The sequence below is a fragment of the Nocardia mangyaensis genome (assembly GCF_001886715.1).
In the GTDB taxonomy this organism is placed as follows: domain Bacteria; phylum Actinomycetota; class Actinomycetes; order Mycobacteriales; family Mycobacteriaceae; genus Nocardia; species Nocardia mangyaensis.
On the sequence record NZ_CP018082.1, the window covers coordinates 1441323 to 1458160 of the forward strand.

At 69.0% G+C, this 16838-nt stretch carries 16 protein-coding genes and 1 pseudogene; 9 read left to right on the forward strand and 8 right to left on the reverse strand.

Features of this window, described 5'->3' with window-relative positions:
* The first annotated feature begins 15 nt into the window (after nt 1-15).
* From BOX37_RS06535 to BOX37_RS06545, 3 genes are all read left to right on the forward strand, one after another.
* Entirely contained in the window at nt 16-882 is an 867-nt protein-coding gene (locus BOX37_RS06535) for an alpha/beta fold hydrolase (protein WP_071926855.1), read from the forward strand.
* 118 nt (nt 883-1000) lie between these two features.
* Nucleotides 1001-2203, forward strand: a complete 1203-nt coding sequence (locus BOX37_RS06540) for an alpha/beta hydrolase family protein (protein ID WP_071926856.1) — start codon at nt 1001-1003, stop codon at nt 2201-2203.
* Between the two features lie 74 nt (nt 2204-2277).
* On the forward strand, nt 2278-2685 hold the full coding sequence (locus BOX37_RS06545) for a helix-turn-helix domain-containing protein (protein WP_084759461.1): 408 nt from the start codon (nt 2278-2280) through the stop codon (nt 2683-2685).
* A gap of 261 nt (nt 2686-2946) precedes the next feature.
* Here BOX37_RS06545 and BOX37_RS06550 read toward each other — a convergent pair whose 3' ends face one another.
* Nucleotides 2947-3546: a TetR/AcrR family transcriptional regulator gene (locus tag BOX37_RS06550; protein ID WP_071926857.1), complete on the reverse strand. Its 600-nt coding sequence runs from the start codon at nt 3544-3546 to the stop codon at nt 2947-2949.
* 60 nt (nt 3547-3606) lie between these two features.
* Here BOX37_RS06550 and BOX37_RS06555 point away from each other — a divergent pair, with 60 nt between their 5' ends.
* The 3 genes from BOX37_RS06555 (at nt 3607) to BOX37_RS06565 (ending at nt 7041) form a co-directional block, all read left to right on the forward strand.
* On the forward strand, nt 3607-4644 hold the full coding sequence (locus tag BOX37_RS06555; protein ID WP_071926858.1) for a patatin-like phospholipase family protein: 1038 nt from the start codon (nt 3607-3609) through the stop codon (nt 4642-4644).
* Entirely contained in the window at nt 4641-6119 is a 1479-nt protein-coding gene (locus BOX37_RS06560; RefSeq protein WP_071926859.1) for a flavin-containing monooxygenase, read from the forward strand. The genes BOX37_RS06555 and BOX37_RS06560 overlap by 4 nt, the downstream gene beginning before the upstream one ends.
* An 85-nt stretch (nt 6120-6204) precedes the next feature.
* Nucleotides 6205-7041 carry an SDR family oxidoreductase gene (locus BOX37_RS06565; RefSeq protein ID WP_071926860.1) on the forward strand — a complete coding sequence of 279 codons (837 nt, stop codon included), beginning with the start codon at nt 6205-6207 and terminating at the stop codon, nt 7039-7041.
* Between the two features lie 282 nt (nt 7042-7323).
* Here the strand turns inward: BOX37_RS06565 and BOX37_RS06570 are convergent, their stop codons facing one another.
* From BOX37_RS06570 to pepN, 3 genes are all read right to left on the reverse strand, one after another.
* Complete coding sequence (locus BOX37_RS06570; protein WP_071926861.1) at nt 7324-7914, reverse strand: ClpP family protease; 591 nt, start codon at nt 7912-7914, stop codon at nt 7324-7326.
* On the reverse strand, nt 7911-8573 hold the full coding sequence (locus BOX37_RS06575; protein ID WP_071926862.1) for a ClpP family protease: 663 nt from the start codon (nt 8571-8573) through the stop codon (nt 7911-7913). Before BOX37_RS06575 ends, BOX37_RS06570 begins: the two co-directional genes overlap by 4 nt.
* Nucleotides 8574-8890: 317 nt before the next feature.
* Entirely contained in the window at nt 8891-11479 is a 2589-nt protein-coding gene (gene pepN, locus BOX37_RS06580) for an aminopeptidase N (protein WP_071926863.1), read from the reverse strand.
* Nucleotides 11480-11807: 328 nt separating this feature from the next.
* Between pepN and BOX37_RS06585 the strand changes: the two genes are divergently transcribed.
* On the forward strand, nt 11808-12644 hold the full coding sequence (locus BOX37_RS06585) for a phosphoribosylaminoimidazolesuccinocarboxamide synthase (protein WP_071926864.1): 837 nt from the start codon (nt 11808-11810) through the stop codon (nt 12642-12644).
* 15 nt (nt 12645-12659) lie between these two features.
* Here the strand turns inward: BOX37_RS06585 and BOX37_RS06590 are convergent, their stop codons facing one another.
* Nucleotides 12660-13016, reverse strand: coding sequence for a winged helix-turn-helix transcriptional regulator (locus tag BOX37_RS06590; RefSeq protein ID WP_071926865.1), 357 nt, complete (start codon nt 13014-13016; stop codon nt 12660-12662).
* A 118-nt stretch (nt 13017-13134) separates the two neighbouring features.
* Here BOX37_RS06590 and BOX37_RS06595 point away from each other — a divergent pair.
* Nucleotides 13135-13959: pseudogene (locus BOX37_RS06595) on the forward strand (NAD(P)-dependent oxidoreductase); the annotation flags it as partial.
* A 106-nt stretch (nt 13960-14065) separates the two neighbouring features.
* Here the strand turns inward: BOX37_RS06595 and BOX37_RS06600 are convergent.
* A complete protein-coding gene (locus BOX37_RS06600; RefSeq protein WP_240505244.1) occupies nt 14066-14782 on the reverse strand; it encodes an NAD(P)H oxidoreductase in 717 nt (238 codons plus the stop codon).
* 126 nt (nt 14783-14908) lie between these two features.
* Here BOX37_RS06600 and BOX37_RS06605 point away from each other — a divergent pair, with 126 nt between their 5' ends.
* Complete coding sequence (locus BOX37_RS06605; protein ID WP_071926867.1) at nt 14909-15856, forward strand: AraC family transcriptional regulator; 948 nt, start codon at nt 14909-14911, stop codon at nt 15854-15856.
* Here the strand turns inward: BOX37_RS06605 and BOX37_RS06610 are convergent.
* Together BOX37_RS06610 and BOX37_RS06615 are read right to left on the reverse strand one after the other, a co-directional pair.
* Nucleotides 15853-16284 (reverse strand): nitroreductase family deazaflavin-dependent oxidoreductase, encoded by a 432-nt coding sequence (locus BOX37_RS06610; RefSeq protein WP_071926868.1) that lies wholly within the window; start codon nt 16282-16284, stop codon nt 15853-15855. The genes BOX37_RS06605 and BOX37_RS06610 overlap by 4 nt on opposite strands.
* A gap of 38 nt (nt 16285-16322) precedes the next feature.
* Nucleotides 16323-16799: an NUDIX hydrolase gene (locus BOX37_RS06615; protein WP_071926869.1), complete on the reverse strand. Its 477-nt coding sequence runs from the start codon at nt 16797-16799 to the stop codon at nt 16323-16325.
* Nucleotides 16800-16838 lie beyond the last annotated feature (39 nt).

A 16838-nucleotide genomic window follows, 5' to 3' on the forward strand; every position in this document is an offset into this window, starting at 1 on the left:
AAAGCGAGAGCCGTTGTGAGTCAGATCCGCCACGCCACCGTCGAGATCCAGGGCCAGTCGATCTTCTTCCGGGAGGCGGGTGATCCGGACAAGCCGACCCTGCTTCTGCTGCACGGGTTTCCGACGAGCTCGGCGATGTTTCGCACGCTGATCCCCGCGCTCGCCGACGACTACCACCTGATCGCCCCGGACCATCTCGGCTTCGGGCAGTCGGCCATGCCGACCGTCGAGGAGTTCGACTACAGCTTCGACAACCTCACCGAGCTCACCTTGGGATTGCTCGCCGCCCTTGGCATCGAACGCTTCGCCCTCTACATCCAGGACTACGGCGCCCCGATCGGGTTGCGGATCGCCGCGGCGCACCCCGAGCGGGTGAGCGCGATCATCACCCAGAGCGGCAACGCGTACATGGAAGGCTTCACGCCGTTCTGGGACGTGCTGTTCGCCCACGCGGCCGACCGTGTCACCCACGAACCGGAGGTGCGCAAGCTGCTCGAACTCGACGCGACCACCTGGCAGTACACCCACGGCGTGCCGGAACCGCGGCGCTCGCTGATCAGTCCTGACACCTGGACCCTCGATCAGGCCTACCTGGACCGGCCGGGCAACAAGGAGATCCAGCTGCAGCTGTTCTTCGACTACAAGAACAATCTCGACGGTTACCCGACGTTCCAGAAGTACTTCGCCGAGCATCAGCCGCCGACGCTGATCGCCTGGGGTGAGCACGACGAGATCTTCGGCCCCGACGGTGCCCGCGCCTACCTGCGCGATCTGCCCGATGCCGAACTGCACCTGCTCGACGCGGGCCACTTCGCGCTCGAGACGCACGGGCCGGAGATCGCCGCGCTGATCCGCGACTTCCTGGGCCGGGTTCTGGTCTGAGCGCATCGGGCGGCCGGGTGGTGCGCGCCCGGCCGTTCCGGGGGGTGAGCGGGAGATCGAGTACCCTGATCGGCGATCTATCGGCCGGAACATCGGCCGTCGTCGTCTCGGGGGGAACATGCGGACAGGTATCGCCCGGGTGCTCGTGGTGGGCTGCCTCGTGCTCGGCGCCTCGGCCTGTGCCGACGACGCGCCGGAGGCGAGTCAGCTCACCGCAGGTGCGCCGCGGGCCGAGTTCTACACGCCGCCAGTGGAATCCGTGCCCGGTCCACACGGGTCGGTGATCACGGCACAGCCGCTGACCGGTTCGCGAGCGGTGCCGGGCGCACGCAACACGCTGGTGCTGTACCGGTCGGTCGACGCGCACGGCCAGACCGTGGCGGTGTCGGGCACGCTCGCGGTGCCGGAAGGTACACCGCCCGAAGGCGGTTGGCCGTTGATCTCCTGGGCGCCCGGCACCAATGGCGTCGCCGATGTGTGCGCGCCGTCGCGTACCGAGAGTGCTTCGCCAGGTCGCGACGAGCAGGCACGCTGGATCGCCAAGGGCTACGCGGTGGCGCGGACCGACTACCAGGGCCTGGGCACGCCGGGCGAGCACGGTTATCTGATCGGTGACACCGAACAGCGCGCGATGACCGATATCGCCACCGCCGCAAGGGAAGTCGATCCCTCGGTAGGTTCACGTTGGCTGGCGATGGGGCATTCCCAGGGTGGGCACGCGGCGCTGTTCGCCGCCGGGGCGGCTGGAGCGTGGGCGCCGGGTTCGCCCCTGCTCGGCGCGGTCGCGCTGGCTCCCGCCTCGCATCTCGGCGAGCAGGTGCGGATGGCGAAGTGGGCGGTGTCCAATCCGCTCGGCAAGCTCGGGGTCGGGGACATCTCGGTATATCTGCCGCTGCTGGTGCGTGGGGCGCAGACCGTCAGCGAGGTCGACCCTGGTCGGTTCCTCACCGATCGCGCGGTCTCGCTGCTGCCGGTGGTGGACTCCGAGTGCACAGCCGGGCTGCGAGACGAGGGCAAGTGGGGTGGGCTCTCGCCCAGGGACGTGTTCACCAAGGAGGGGGATCTGTCCGCCCTGCTCCGCGTTCTCGACGACAACGATCCCAGCGGGCTGCAGTTCGACACACCCGTGCTGGTCCTGCAGGGCCGTTCCGACCGCACCGTCCCGCCGCAGTCCACCGACGCGATGGTGGCCCAGCAGCAGATGCGCGGTCAGTCCGTCGACTACCGCACCTACGACGACGTCGACCACAGCGGCATCGTCGCGGCTTCCTTCGCCGACGTCCTCCGCTGGGTGGACACCCGCTTCGGCATCACCCGCTGAGCGCAGCAGTGGTCTGGTTACGCCGACAGCAGAAGAACAGGGTGGATCACGCCGTGGGTCTCTACGCTCGGAGTATGGGCGAGCACAACGGGTTGCGGGTGATTCCGGGCGGACGCGACGAGCGCGCGCGACCCGAGCCGCTGTGGCGGGAAGCGTTGGGCGACCGGCTGCGCGCCCTGCGGCTCGAACAACGGTCCACCCTGGTCGACACCGCGGGCCGCGCCGGAATCTCGCCGCAATATCTGTCCGAGGTCGAGCGCGGTCGCAAGGAACCTTCCAGCGAGATGATCGCCGCACTCGCTGGTGCGCTCGGCACCTCGCTGGGCGAGCTGGTCGCGCAGGTGGCCGAGTCCATGCGTCGCCACGCGGTCGCTCCCGCTCGAGCTGTGGTCCTCGGCGGCGACCGTCGGGTTGTCGCACCCTCGCGGCCGGTGGACGTCCCGACCATGTCCGCACCGACGGTGATGTCGCTGGCGGCGTGAGGTCTGATGGTGCGCTGATTCGGTCACCGAACGCGCGCTGAGGTGCTTTGGCGTGCGGCGGGTTCGATTCCGGACCGTGAGTTACGGACGACCTGACCTTCGCCGAGGCGATCCGTCTTGTCCTGGGGGCGCGGGCTGAGGATTCGTCGACATCGTGGGCAGAATTCGACTGTGCGGCGTGCCTGTCGGTGCCGAGTAGGTCGCGGGGGAGGGTCGGGTTCGAGGTGGCCGGGCGATGGTGTTGGTGCCGAGGCGGGGGAATCAGCTCACCCGGACGGAATCGATCAGTCGTCGCAGCAGGTCGACGATGGCGCTGACCGGGAGTTCGGGATCGATCGCGCGCTGGACGCCGAGGCCGATGCCGAGCGAGAGCAGTTGCAGGGCAGCGTCTTCGGCCGACATCGGCAGGTCGATGCCCATCTCGTCGGCCTGGACCTGGATCAGTGAGGCAAGCATCGCGGTGAGCGTGCGCCTGCGGTCTGCCAGCTCGGCGCGGATCTCCGGCATGTGCCTTGTGCTGGTGGCGAATTCGACTTCCAGCGCCGTCCACCCCATATCGCCGATGTTCTCGTCGGCCCAGCGCGCGAAGCCGGCGATGCGCTCGTCCATGGTGTCGTGCGCCATCACCGCGTCGGTGAGGGACTCCGCGCGTTCGACGTGCACGACGTCGATCACGGCGAGGCCCAGCTCGTGCTTGGTGGCGAAGTTGGAGTACACCGCGCCCTTGGAGAACCCGGCCGTCGCTGCCACCTTCTCCAGTGAGGTCACGTTGTAGCCGTCGGCCAGGAACAGTCGCTTGGCTGTGTCGACCAGGCGCTCACGGGTGAGTGCGTGCGACTCCTTGCGCGTCATCCTGGCCATGGGCAGGAGTTTAGCAAAACGGGCTACCGTTGGAATTCGAATACCGTTAGTATCCGAGTCATGACTACACGACGTGGCGTAGCCATCGGCTGCGGCGGCACCCTGGGTTTCGCCTGGACCGCTGTCGCCCTCGATGCCGTCGAACGCGCCCTCGGCTGGGACCTGCGCACGGCCGAGGTCCTGGTCGGCACCTCCGCCGGAGCCGAACTCGTCGGCGCGCTCGGCTCCGGTCGCAGCCCGGCCGACCTCCTCGCCGCCCTCGACGGCGCACCGGGCGCCGACCCCGTCCTGGCCCGTCATGTGTCGGTCGACCCGGGCAAGATCCCTCCGCTGCCCGGCATCGGACTGCCGGGACTCGGCCTGATCGGCGCCGGTGTGCGCGCTGTCTCTGCTTACACCGCGCTGGCCGGATTCCTCCCGCGCGGTCGCGGCGACGCGAGTTGGCTGCGCGAATACGGCGCGGCCATCGCCCCGAACGGCTGGGTCGATCACCCCAATACCTGGTTGGTCGCCGCCGATGCGGCCACGGGCAAGCGAGTCGCCTTCGGCGCGAACCCGCCGCTCCACGCCGGCGCCACGGCGGATGACATCGGCGCAAAGGCTGCCACGGCAGGCGGTGGTGCGGTGGTCGGGTCACCGGCCCCGGGTACGCCTGCGGTCGACCTCGGCGAGGCGATCGCCGCGTCGTGGGCGATCCCCGGTTGGTTCCCGCCGGTGCGGATCGGTGGACGCGGCTACCTCGACGGCGGTGCGGTGTCGTCGGTGTCAGCGGATCTGCTGGTGTCGCTGGCGCTGGACGAAGTGGTGATCGTGGCGCCGATGACCTCCGAAGGTGGTGCACCGGCGACGGGTCTGAACCGGGTCGAACGACTGCTTCGTGCGCAGATGACCCGCGGGCTCGATCGCGAGGTGGCGCTGTTGCGCGCGGCGGGCACGCGAGTGATCCGGGTCGAGCCGGGCCAGGAAGATCTCGCCGCGATGGGACCGAACTTCATGGATTTCGCCCGTCGGGCAAGCACACTCGCCACTGCCCGGCGGACCGCGCCCCGTCGTGTCGCGGCCGCGATTCGCGTATCGAACGAAGGAGAGAACAGATGAGCCCGCAGCACGAGGTGGTCGTGATCGGAGCCGGGATCTCCGGCATCTGCGCCGCGATCCAACTGGCCGAGGCCGGCGTCGACGACGTCGTGCTGGTGGACAAGGCGGACACCTTCGGCGGCACCTGGCGCGCCAACACCTATCCGGGTTGCGCCTGTGATGTGCCGTCGGGTCTGTACTCGTTCTCCTTCGCCCCGAACAGCGAGTGGTCGCGCCTGTTCGCGACCCAGCCCGAGATCCTCGACTACGTCGACCGGGTGGCTCGCGAGCACGGGCTCGCCGAACGCACCCGCTTCGGCGTCGAGGTCACCGGCGCGCGCTGGGACGACGACGCCCGCCGGTGGCGGCTCGACACCAGCGACGGTGAGCTGACCGCCCGTTTCGTGGTCTCGGCCGCGGGCCCGTGGAACGAACCACGCTTCCCCGACATCCCCGGCCTGGCCGAGTTCCCCGGCGAGGTGTTCCATTCCGCGCGCTGGAACCACGACTACGACCTGCGCGGCAAGCGCGTCGCCGTGGTCGGCACGGGCGCCTCGGCGGTGCAGTTCGTGCCGGAGATCCAGCGTGAGGTCGCCGCGCTGCATCTGTTCCAGCGCACCGCGCAGTGGGTGCTGCCGAAACCCGACCACCCCGTGCCTGGCGTCGAGAAGCGGGTGATGCGCCGACTCCCGTTCGCGCACAAGGCATTGCGATCGGTGGAGTACGCGTTGATGGAGGGTCTCGGTGTCGCGTTCCGCAATCCGCGACCGCTCATGCAGGCGGTGCAGACGGTCGGTTCTGCCTACCTGCGCGCGGTCGTCCGAGATCCGACGCTGCGCGCCAAGCTGACTCCGGACTACTTGCTCGGCTGCAAGCGGATCCTGTTCTCCAACAGCTATCTCCAGTCGCTCACCAAGCCCAACGTGGCGGTGCACGCCACCGCGGTCAGCGAGTTCCGCGGCAATACCGTGCTCGGCGCCGACGGGTCCGCCGCCGAGGTCGATGCCGTCATCCTCGGCACCGGCTTCCACATCCTCGACACTCCGCTGGCCGACATCGTGCGCGGCGCCGATGGCCGGACCATGGCGCAGCATTGGCAGGGCTCACCCGAGGCCTACCTGGGCACCGTCACCACCGGGTTCCCGAACGCGTTCACCGTGCTCGGCCCCAGCCTCGGCACCGGCCATTCCTCGGCCTTCGCGATTCTGGAGGCGCAGGTGGCCTACCTGGTGTCGGCGATCGCGAGCGCCCGCCGCGAGAGCTGGGCGGTGCTCGACGTGCGATCGCAGGTGCAGGCCGGCTACGTCGACCAGGTGCAGGACGCGCTGGCCGGGACCGTCTACAACGCGGGCGGCTGCCAGAGCTACTACCTGGATGCCAACGGCCGCAACAGTTTCAGCTGGCCCTGGTCGACGGGGGAGTTGACCCGCCGGGTGAGCGCTTTCGACCCCGCCGACTTCACCATCACCCACGACGACGTCGCGATCCCGGCATGAGTGACAGACAACCCGAAACCGCTCCCGAGCGGGTCCGCGAGACGACCACCCGCGCGCCCGAGCGAACCCAGCGAAAGGACACAGCATGAGCTACCCGAGGATCGATCTCGACGGTGCGCTGATCGCCATCACCGGCGCCGCCCGCGGCATCGGCCTGGCCACCGCGCGAGCCTTCGTCGAGGCGGGTGCGCATGTCGCCCTCGGTGACCTCGACGAGTCGCTGGCCGTGCAGGCTGCCGCCGAACTCGGAGACCGCGCTGTCGGCCACGTTCTCGACGTCACCGACAAGGCTTCCTACGCGGCGTTTCTCGACGCGGCCGCCCGGTGGCGCGGCCGCCCGCTCGACGTGCTGGTCAACAACGCGGGCGTGATGCCCAACGGCCCGTTCCTCGACCAGCCCGACCGGATCGACCAGCTCACCATGGACGTCAACGTCTATGGCGTCATCCACGGCATGCGACTGGCCCTGCCCGGCATGGTCGAGCGCGGTTACGGACACGTCGTGAACGTCGCCTCGCTGGCGGGCAAATTCCCGCTCAAGGGGCTGGCGGTCTACAACGCGAGCAAGTTCGCCGTGGTCGGGCTGACCGCGGCGACCCGGCTCGAGCTCGACACCACCGGGGTCAGCCTGAGCGCGGTGCTGCCCTCGGCGGTGCACACCGAGCTCAGCTCCGGCATCGACTACGGCATCCTGCCCGCCGTCGAACCCGAGGACATCGCCGCCGCGGTGGTGCGCACGGTCAAGACCCGAGCCGCCGAAACCGCCGTACCCGGCTATGTCGGGCTGGCGGCCAACGCCTCCGGACTGGTGCCGGAGACGGTGATGCGCCTGCTGCGCAAGGCAGCGCACGACGACGCGGCGATCACCCGCGTCGACGACGATGTCCGCCGCGTCTACCTGGACCGTATCGAAAAGCAGTGAACGCCCGCCGATCGCGAGCGCCGTTGTCACGAAGATGAATCCGCGACCGCGGGGCCATGGTGGCACTGATGGTGGCCCGGGACAGTGGCGCTGGTCGCTGCCCAGCCACGGCCTGGCCACCGTGACGCCACCTGCGGCTGGGCCTCGCTATACCCGGGCACGCCCGAGACGCCGCGCTCTTGAACTGGACCAGTGATCACCAGGCGGTGGTGGTGTTGCTTCTCGGCCGTTGCTTGCGTGAGTGCCTGGTGATCAGCCGTCCATTGCCGCGGAGTGTGCGGGTTACTCGCGTTCGTGGAGAACCTGGTCGACGAGGCCGTAGTCGAGGGCGGTGTCGGCGGTGAACACGCGGTCGCGGTCGGTGTCGCGGCGCAGGGTTTCCGGGGTCTGGCCGGTGTGCTTGGACAGGATCGCTTCGATGGCGGCGCGCATGCGGACGATTTCGTCGGCCTGGAGGATCAGGTCGGGGATGGTGCCCTGGCCGCGAGTTGCCGGCTGGTGCAGGACGATTCGGGTATGAGGAAGCATGGCGCGGTGGCCGGGGGTGCCGCCGGCGAGGAGGACGGCGCCGACGGCGATGGCCTGGCCGACGCAGGTGGTGTGGACGGGGGCCTTGATGAAGCGCATCGTGTCGTAGACGGCGAGCATGGCGGACAGGTCGCCGCCCTCGCAGTTGATGTAGAGGCTGATGGCCTGGCCGGGGCTGTCGGATTCGAGGTGTAGCAGTTGCGCGATGAGCGCGTTGGCCACCCCGGAGTCGATCGGTGTGCCCAGGTAGACGATGCGTTCGCTCAGCAGGTGCGAGTAGATGTCAGTGATCCGCTCACCACCGCGATGCTGGGACACGACGTTGGGAATCGTGTAGCTGGTCATGGGGTTTCCGCCTCTCCGCGCTCTGTGTTCCGTGATCGGTGGGTTCCGGAGGTGTTCATGCCGATGCCGATGCGATGACGGTTCGGCACCACCTGGTCGAAGGATTCGACGATGTGGTCGATGAACCCGTACTCGAGTGCCTGGGTCGCGGTGAACCAGCGGTCGTGCAGCGAGTCCTCGTAGACGCGGTCGAAGGGCTGGCCGGTGTCTGCGGCGATCAGGCCGAGCACGGTGTCGACGGTGTAGCGCAGATCGTCGGCCTGCACCTCGACCTCCACCGCGCTGCCGCCGATCCCCGCCGAACCCTGGTGCATGAGGATGCGCGCGTGCGGCAGGGCGAACCGGCGGCCCGGTGTACCGGAAGAGAGCAGGAATTGCCCAGCGCTGCAAGCCAATCCGAGTGCGAGAGTGGAGACCTCGCACGGGACGAGGCGCATCACGTCGCGGATCGCCAGCATGGAGGGCACCGAGCCGCCGGGGGAGTGGATCCACAGCGAGACCGGCGCCTCGGGACTCTGCGCGGCCAGGGTCAGCAGCTGGGTGATGAGCAGCGTGCCGTTGTCGTCGTCGAGCGCCCCGTCCAGCACGAGGATCCGGCGAGCGAACAGCTGCTCCCGCGCCCGCCAGCTGAACATCGGAGTCTTGTCGTCGTGTGCCATGGCTCCACCGTGCCCCGCGCACACCACGATTCGCCGCTCACACTGCTGTCAGCAGATCCGCTCACAGCAGACCAGCCCCCGCCCCGCTATCCGGGCAGCCGTTCGGGCCCGGTGTCACCCGGCACAGCAGGAGCCCGCCGTGGCTCGGCTCGGACCGTTGATCACCAGGCTGCGATGGCGCAGGTAATCGGCCGATGCTCGCCTGGGAGCCGGGCGATCAACGATTCCGTGGGGGCTTGCTGATGCGTCGGGGACGGCCGGGGCCGGGAATGCGGAGGCCCGGTGCGTGCACGCACCGGGCCTCCGGGTCGGGTCGACTACTTCGCGTCGAATTCCCTTGCGCGCAGGGACCGTTCGATGCCCGCACGGCCTTCGGAGACCAGGCGGTAGAGGGCGGGTGGGTGCTCGCCCGCCAGGAACTCGTCGGCCTTGGCGACAGCGGCTTCGCTGATCGCCCAATGCGGGTAGAGGCCGACGACGACGGTCTGGGCGACCTCGCTGGAACGGCGCTCCCACACGGCGGGGATCTCGGCGAAGTACTTGTCCACGTAGGGCGCGAGCAGCTCGCCCTGACCGGCGGGGGCGAATCCGCCGACGATGGCGCGGGCGGTGATGTTGGGCACCGAGTCGTCGCCGATCACGGTGTCCCACGCCGTGGCCTTGACCTCGGCGATCGGACGCGCGGTCGCCGCGGCCGCGGCTTGGCGCTTGCCCGCCGCGGTCGGGTCGCCCGCGAGCTCGGCGTCGATGGTCGGGGTGGCGAGGCCATCGGCGTCGAGCAGACCGGCGGCGGCCAGCGCGCTGACGATGCGCCAGCGCAGATCGGTGTCGACGGTGAGCCCGCTCAGCCCCGCCCCCGGATCGGCGACGAGCAACTTGGCCAGCACCTCGGTGTGGCGCGGTGCCAGCTTCGCCCCGGTCAGCGCGTTGACGAAGGCGAGCTGATGGTCCGATCCCGCCTCGGCCGCGCGCGCCAGCTCGAGCAGCCGGTCGGCGAAACCGGGCCAGCCCTGCTGCTCGGCCCACTCGGGGTCGGCGTAGCTGCCGATCGCGGTGCCGGCCTGCATGAGCAGCCGCTGCACCACGCCGATCTCGGACTCGGCGCCGATTCCGCGCTGCACGAGGGCGACGAAATCGCGGGCCTTCATCTCGGCCTGGCGGGTCATCTCCCAGGCCGCCGACCAGGCCAGCGTGCGCGGCAGCGAGTCGGCGATCTCCCCGATGCGCTGCACGACCACGTCCAGGGAATCGGGGTCGAGGCGCAGTGAGCAGTAGGTGAGGTCGTCGTCGTTGACCAGTACCAGCTGACCACGCTGCACCCCGGCCAGCTCGGGCACCTCGGTGCGGCCCGTGGCGTCGAGGTCGAGCTCCACCCGGTGGGTGCGCACGATCTTGCCGTCGCGCTCGTCGTAGACCCCGACCGCGATCCGGTGCACGCGGTACTCGCCCGCACCCGGTGCCGCCCCTTCCTGCACGACGGCGAAACTCTCGAAGGTGCCGTCGGGCGCGACGACGAAATCGGGGCGCAGGATGTTGAGGCCGGTGGTCTTGAGCCACTGCGCGCCCCAGTCCGACAGGTCGCGGCCCGAGGCCTTCTCCAGCGCGGCCAGCAGATCATCGAAAGTGGCGTTGCCGTAGGCGTGTTCGGCGAAGTAGGCACGCAGACCGGCAAGGAACGGCTGCAGTCCCACATAGGCCACGAGCTGCTTGAGCACCGAGGCGCCCTTGGCGTAGGTGATGCCGTCGAAGTTCACCTCCACCGCGTGCAGATCGGGGATGTCGGCGGCGATCGGGTGGGTGGAGGGCAGCTGGTCCTGGCGGTAGGCCCAGGACTTCTCCACATTCGCGAAAGTGGTCCAGGCGCTGGTGTATTCGGTGGCCTCGGCCTGGCACAGCACCGAGGCGAAGGTGGCGAAGGACTCGTTGAGCCACAGGTCGTCCCACCACGTCATGGTGACCAGATCGCCGAACCACATGTGCGCCATCTCGTGCAGCACGGTCTCGGCGCGGCGCTCGTAGGACGCCCGGGTCACCTTGGACCGGAAGACGTAGTCCTCCAGGAAGGTGACCGCGCCGGCGTTCTCCATCGCGCCCGCGTTGAACTCCGGCACGAACAGCTGGTCGTACTTGCCGAAGGCGTACGGTACGCCGAAGTTGTCGTGGTAGAAGGCGAAACCCTGTTTGGTCTCGGTGAACAGCCGCTCGGCATCCATGTGGTCGGCGAGAGAGGCCCGGCAGAACAGGCCGAGCGGGATCTCGCCGTGGCTGTCGCTGAACGAGTCGGTCCACTTGGCGTACGGACCGGCGATCATGGCGACCAGATAGGTGCTCATCTTCGGGGTGGTCGCGAAGGTGTGGCGCACGACCGCGCCCACCTTGTGCTCCTCGGTGGTGGCGCCGTTGGAGACGACCCGCCAGTCATCGGGGGCGGTGGCGACGATGTCGAAGGTGGCCTTGAGGTCCGGCTGGTCGAAGCAGGCGAACATCCGCTTGGCGTCGGCGGTCTCGAACTGCGAGTACAGGTAGACGTTGTCGTCGGCCGGATCGACGAAGCGGTGCAGGCCCTCACCGGTGTGCGAGTACGCGCAGTCGGCCTCCACGACCAGCTCGTTCTCGGCGGCCAGATCGGCCAGCGCGATACCGGTCGACTCGTCGTAGCCGCTCACATCCAGCGGTACACCGTTGAGCACGGCCGAGCGCACCCGCGGCGCGACCAGGTCGATGAACGTGCTCGCGCCGGGAGTGGCGGTGAAGGTGACCGTGGTCTTCGACTCGAAGGTGTCCGAGACTTCCGAACCCGCGCCACGCGGCTGGTCGGTCAGGTCGAGTTCGATCCGGTAGTTCTGCACGGCCACCGTGGCCGCGCGTTCGACCGCCTGGTCGCGGGTGAGATTCGGGGCGGACATAGATCTCCTTCGTCGTCGACGAACACGGCACGGTGGTTCGGCGTCCACAATGCCACTTGCCGCCGACACCCGCTCACGAGTTTCCCTCTACGCGGCCGCACCCCGACCTGGTGACCGCCGATTGTGCGAGCCTACGGACGGAGCGTGCGCGCCTTCCCCGCCACGACGACGATGCGAGGGCCTGATCGGCCGGGCCGGCGACGGCCCCACCGTCCGATGTGACGGGCTCCGCTTCACGGTGACCAGGTGTGATTCGGCGGCCGGGCCGGTCGGTACAGTCCGTACATACTCAGTAGGTACGCCCCACCCAGGATTCGGAGGCTCGACGTTGAAGCATGTGCACGCCGGGAAAGTTCGTGACCTCTACGAGGACGGCGACACCCTGCTGCTCGTCGCGTCGGACCGGGTGTCGGTCTACGACGTGGTGCTGCCGACGCCGATCCCGGGCAAGGGCGCGCTGCTGACCCAGCTGTCGAACTGGTGGTTCGAGTACTTCACCGACATCCCCAACCATGTGGTGTCGGCGACCGAGGTGCCCGCGGAATTCGCCGGGCGCGGGATCCGGGTCAAGCCGCTGAAGATGCTGCAGGTCGAGTGCATCGCGCGCGGCTACCTCACCGGCTCGGGACTGAAGGAATACGAGCGTTCGGGGACCGTGTCGGGTATCGCCCTGCCGCCGGGCCTGCGCGATGGTGACAAGCTGCCGGAGCCGATCTTCACCCCGTCGACCAAGGCCACCGAGGGGCACGACGAGGCGATCAGCTTCGCCGAGGTGGTGCGCCAGGAGGGTCGCGAGGTCGCCGAGAAGTTGCGTGATCTGACCCTCGAGATCTACTCGCGCGGTGCCGAGCACGCCGCGAAGGCGGGGGTGATCGTCGCCGACACCAAGGTCGAATTCGGGTGGGACGGTGACGTGCTCACCCTCGGCGACGAGGTGCTCACCTCCGACTCCTCGCGCTTCTGGCCCGCCGACGAGTGGGAGCCGGGCCGCGCGCAGCGCTCTTTCGACAAGCAGTTCGTGCGCGACTGGTCGACCTCCACCGGCTGGAACAAGGAATACCCGGGCCCGGAGATTCCCGCCGACGTCGTGGAGGCGACTCGGCGCAAGTACGAAGAGGCCTACGAGCGCATTACGGGCACGACCTGGGCCGGCGTCAAGGGCTGAGCCCACGAGCGCCCGTCAATGGACGGGCGCCTCTACACCTTTCACCGCGCAGATGTGGGTCATGTTGGCGCTGCCCCACGCGCCGAGTGTCTCGAGCGCCTCGTTCAGTGAGACGCCGAGTTCGGTGAGCGAGTACTCCACCTTCGGTGGGACCTGCGCGTAGACCTCGCGGTGGATGACGCCGTCGTGCTCGAGCTCGCGGAGCTGCTGGATCAGCATCTTCTCGGTCACTCCCGGCACCAGCTGCTTGAGCTCGCCGAAGCGCTGCGTGCCGGTGGACAGGGCCCACAGGATCAGCGCCTTCCACTTGCCGCCGACGACATCGAGCGCGGCATCGATGCCACAGGAGTACGGACGCTCTCGCTGCTTCATGGTCGCCTTACTTACTTTTCGGTGAGTATCCGACTTCATAGTCGGTACTTGTCAAGTGTAGTGCAACCGGCGAGTCTGGGAGAACGTTGCCGACCGGCGACGTGCGGTCGGAACAAGGGAAGCCATGTCGAATTCTGTGACAGCACAGCATATTTCGGTACTCGGTCTCGGCGCGATGGGTGCCGCGCTGGCGCAGGCCCTGCTGGCGGGCGGTCATCAGCTCACGGTCTGGAACCGCACCCCGTCCCGCGCCGAGGCGCTGGTGTCCCAGGGCGCGCAGGTCGCCGCCACCTCGGCCGAGGCGCTGGCCGTCGCCGACCTGGTGATCCTGTGTCTGCTCGACGACGCGTCGGTGCGTGAGCACCTCGAACCCGCCGCCGCGGCGCTGCGCGGGCGCACGGTGATCAACCTGACGACCGCCACGCCGGAACAGGCGCGTTCGCTCGGTCGCTGGGCCGCCGAACACGAGGTGGCGCTGATGGACGGCGGCATCATGGCCGTGCCCTCGATGATCGGCGGACCGGCCGCGTTCGTGCTCTACAGTGGCGCCGCGGCGGAGTTCGAGCGCTTCCACGGGGTGCTGGAGCTGTTCGGCCGTGCGGAGTTCGTCGGCGAGGACTTCGGTGCCGCCGCGATGTACGACCTGGCCATCCTGGGCGGCATGTACTCGATGTTCGCGGGCTTCCAGCAGGGCGCCAAGATGGTGCGCACCACCGGCGGCACCGCCGCCCACCTGGCCACCCTGATGGCCCCGTTCCTCCAGGCCATGACGACCATGTTCGCCCAGTATGCCCCCGGCATCGACGACCCGGAGAGCTACGTCCCGGAGCAGGACGCCGATTTCACCGCCGGTGCGATCGGCACCATCGACAAGGCCGCTGTCGAATCCGGCACGGCCACCGAGCTCTTCGGCGTGCTCTTGCGCACCCTGCCGGGTATCTGAGCGTGCGGCCGGTGGAGTGGATTCCGTTCCGGCGCTGGCTGGTCGCGGCGCTGTCGATCCGATCGTGCGGTGGGGCGGGATCGGATCGACAGCGCCGGTGCGGGACTCAGGCGTTGACGAGGGTAGCTGCGAGGAATTCGTCGACGAACCCCTCGGCCCTGGCGTCGAAGGCGGCGTAGTGGGCGACGCGGGCAGCGCCGCTGATCGCGTCGCCGATCACGAGATTGCCTTCGTCGTCGAGGGTTTGCGGCGACTCCTCGGCATCGGGGAGCAGCCCGACCCGCGACTCGCTGAACCCGCAATAGGTGGCGATGCTGTCGTTGAGCTGGGCGTCCAGGAGTTGCTGCATGCCGGGCAGGATCGCGTCGTCGGCGGTCGCGCCCGCGAGACCGAGCCACAGGATTCGCTTGCCCGCGAGCCGGGGCTTGCTGCGGCCGTAGGCGAAGCCGTAGTTCCAGACGCTGTCGATCCAGCCCTTGAGGATCGCGGGCACGCTCTGCCAGTAGACCGGGAACACGACAACGACGACGTCGGCGGCCAGCACCCGGCGCATGTGTGACTCGACCACGGGGGAGTACTGCTTCTCGCGGTCACCCCAGTCGGGCTGGTCGGCTTCGGTCATCCGCGGATCGAAGTTCTCGCGATGCAGATCCAGCAGATCGATCGCGTAGCCGGCGGCGGTGAGCCGGGCGACCGCGCGCTCGGCGATATGGGCCGACAGTGAATCGGCCCGGTGGTGGGCGAGGACGACGAGCGCGGTGCGGGCGGTGTCGGATCCGGTGGCGTCGGCGGTGTGCGCGGCGATGTCGGCGGTCTGCGGCACGGTGGGCTCCCTGATTCGGTGCGTGATGCGGGCGGTGCGCCCTGCCCTTTCAGTGAACCGCGGATCGTGTGGACGATCTATGGATGATCATCTGCAATGGATAGGAGTTCGTCTATTCTGGTTGTCATGGATCCGTTGAGTTCGTTGCTGAGTGGAATTCGCGCCGATCGGTCGGTTCTGGCGCACGCGGTGCTGCGCGCACCGTGGACCATCCACTTCGCCGACCGTGCCCCGCTGATCATGGTGACGGTGCTGCGTGGCGGCGGCACCGTCGTACTCCCCGACGGGTCGCGCACCCGGCTGGTCGCCGGTGACACCGCCCTCGTGCAGGGTGGTGAGCCGTTCCAGCTGATCGACACCACCGGCCTCGACGACCGCCCGCGCACCGATTACGAGCTCTCCTGCTTCGTGCCGGACGGGTTCGGTCCCGCCGAGACTGCCTGCGCGACAACGGAACTGATCGAGCTCCTGCCCGAAACCGGTGCGTCGGAGGAGACTTCGCTCATCGTCGGGGCCTATCGCGCCTCCGGTCGACGGCACGAGCGGCTGTTGCGCGCGCTCCCCCCGGTGCTGGTGGTCGGGGGCGACGCCGAGCTGTGCGCCTGGCTGGAGAAGGCCGCGACCGATGCCGCCCGGCACGGGGCGGGCTCGCAGGCGCTGATGGACCGTCTGCTGGACTGGGCGCTGGTCTGCAATCTGCGTACCTGGCTCGCCGAGCAGCAGCACTGCGCGCCCGCGTGGTACCGCGGTATGGCCGATCCGGTGGTCGGCCCCGCGCTCGAAGCCATCCACGACCGGCCGTTCCACCGCTGGACGGTCGCGAGCCTGGCCACCGAGGCGGCGGTCTCCCGGGCCCTGTTCGCCAAGCGGTTCACCGAGGTGATGGGTGAGCCGCCGCTGGCCTATCTCACCGACTGGCGGATGGCCGAGGCCGAGGAACTGCTCGCCGATCCCGCGCGCAGCGTCGCCCAGGTGGCGACCACCGTCGGCTATTCCGACGCGTTCGGATTCAGTGCCGCGTTCAAGCGATCGCGAGGGAGCAGTCCCACGGAATTCCGGGCCGCGCTGGTCTAGGTCCTCGGGGTCAACAGCACGAGTGGAATCTCGCGGGTGGTCTTGGTCTGGTAGTCGCCGTACCCCTTGTACGCCGCGACCACGCGCGGCCACAGCTGCGCGCGTTCCTCAGGCGTGGCGACGTGGGCCAGCATCGGCTTGCGCGGCCCCTGGGCCAGCGACACCTCGACCTCGGGGTTGTCGCGCAGGTTCAGAAACCAGGCCGGGTGGGTCGGGTCGCCGCCGCGGGAGGCCACGACCACGACGGTGTCGCCGTCGATGATCGGCGTGGTCAGCATGACCGGGCGCGGGGTGCCGGATTTGCGGCCGATGGTGGTGAGTTCGAGGGACGGCATACCGAAGATCTGGTTGCCGATCCGGCCGCCGGTGACCTTGAGCAGGGCACGGTGAACGCCGTTCATGGTCTTGAGCTGGAAGTCGGTGGGCATGTCCGCAATCTACCCCCGCGCGCCGTGGCGCGCCCTGGTCAGTCGAGGTACTCGGCGAGGCGGCCGAGGAAGGGCCGCTGTCCTTTGCTGAGCTTTTCCGAGGCCGTGGTCAGGTCGAACCAGGCGGCCCGGTCGATCTCGGGGAACTCGCGGAACCGTCCGGAGCGGGGCGGCCACTCCAGTTCGAAGGTGCTCGGCGCGATCTCGTCCGGATCCAGCTCGCCCTCGACCGCCCACACGATGACGGTCTTGCGCTTGCCGCCGCTGCCGTAGCGCACCTCGCCGAGGTCGACCCATGGGCCGTCCGGAACCGGTAGGCCGAGCTCCTCGGTGAACTCACGGCGAGCCGCCACACGCGGTAACTCCTCGCCGAGGGCGTACTCGCCCTTGGGAATCGACCACGCCGAGACATCCTTCCTCGACCACAGCGGTCCGCCCATGTGCCCGAGCAACACTTCGATTCCGGCCTCGGTTCGGCGGTAGACCAGCACACCCGCGCTGTGCACGTCCGTCACCGTCGTGAGTCTGCCATGCGGATGGTGGGAGGCCGAGGC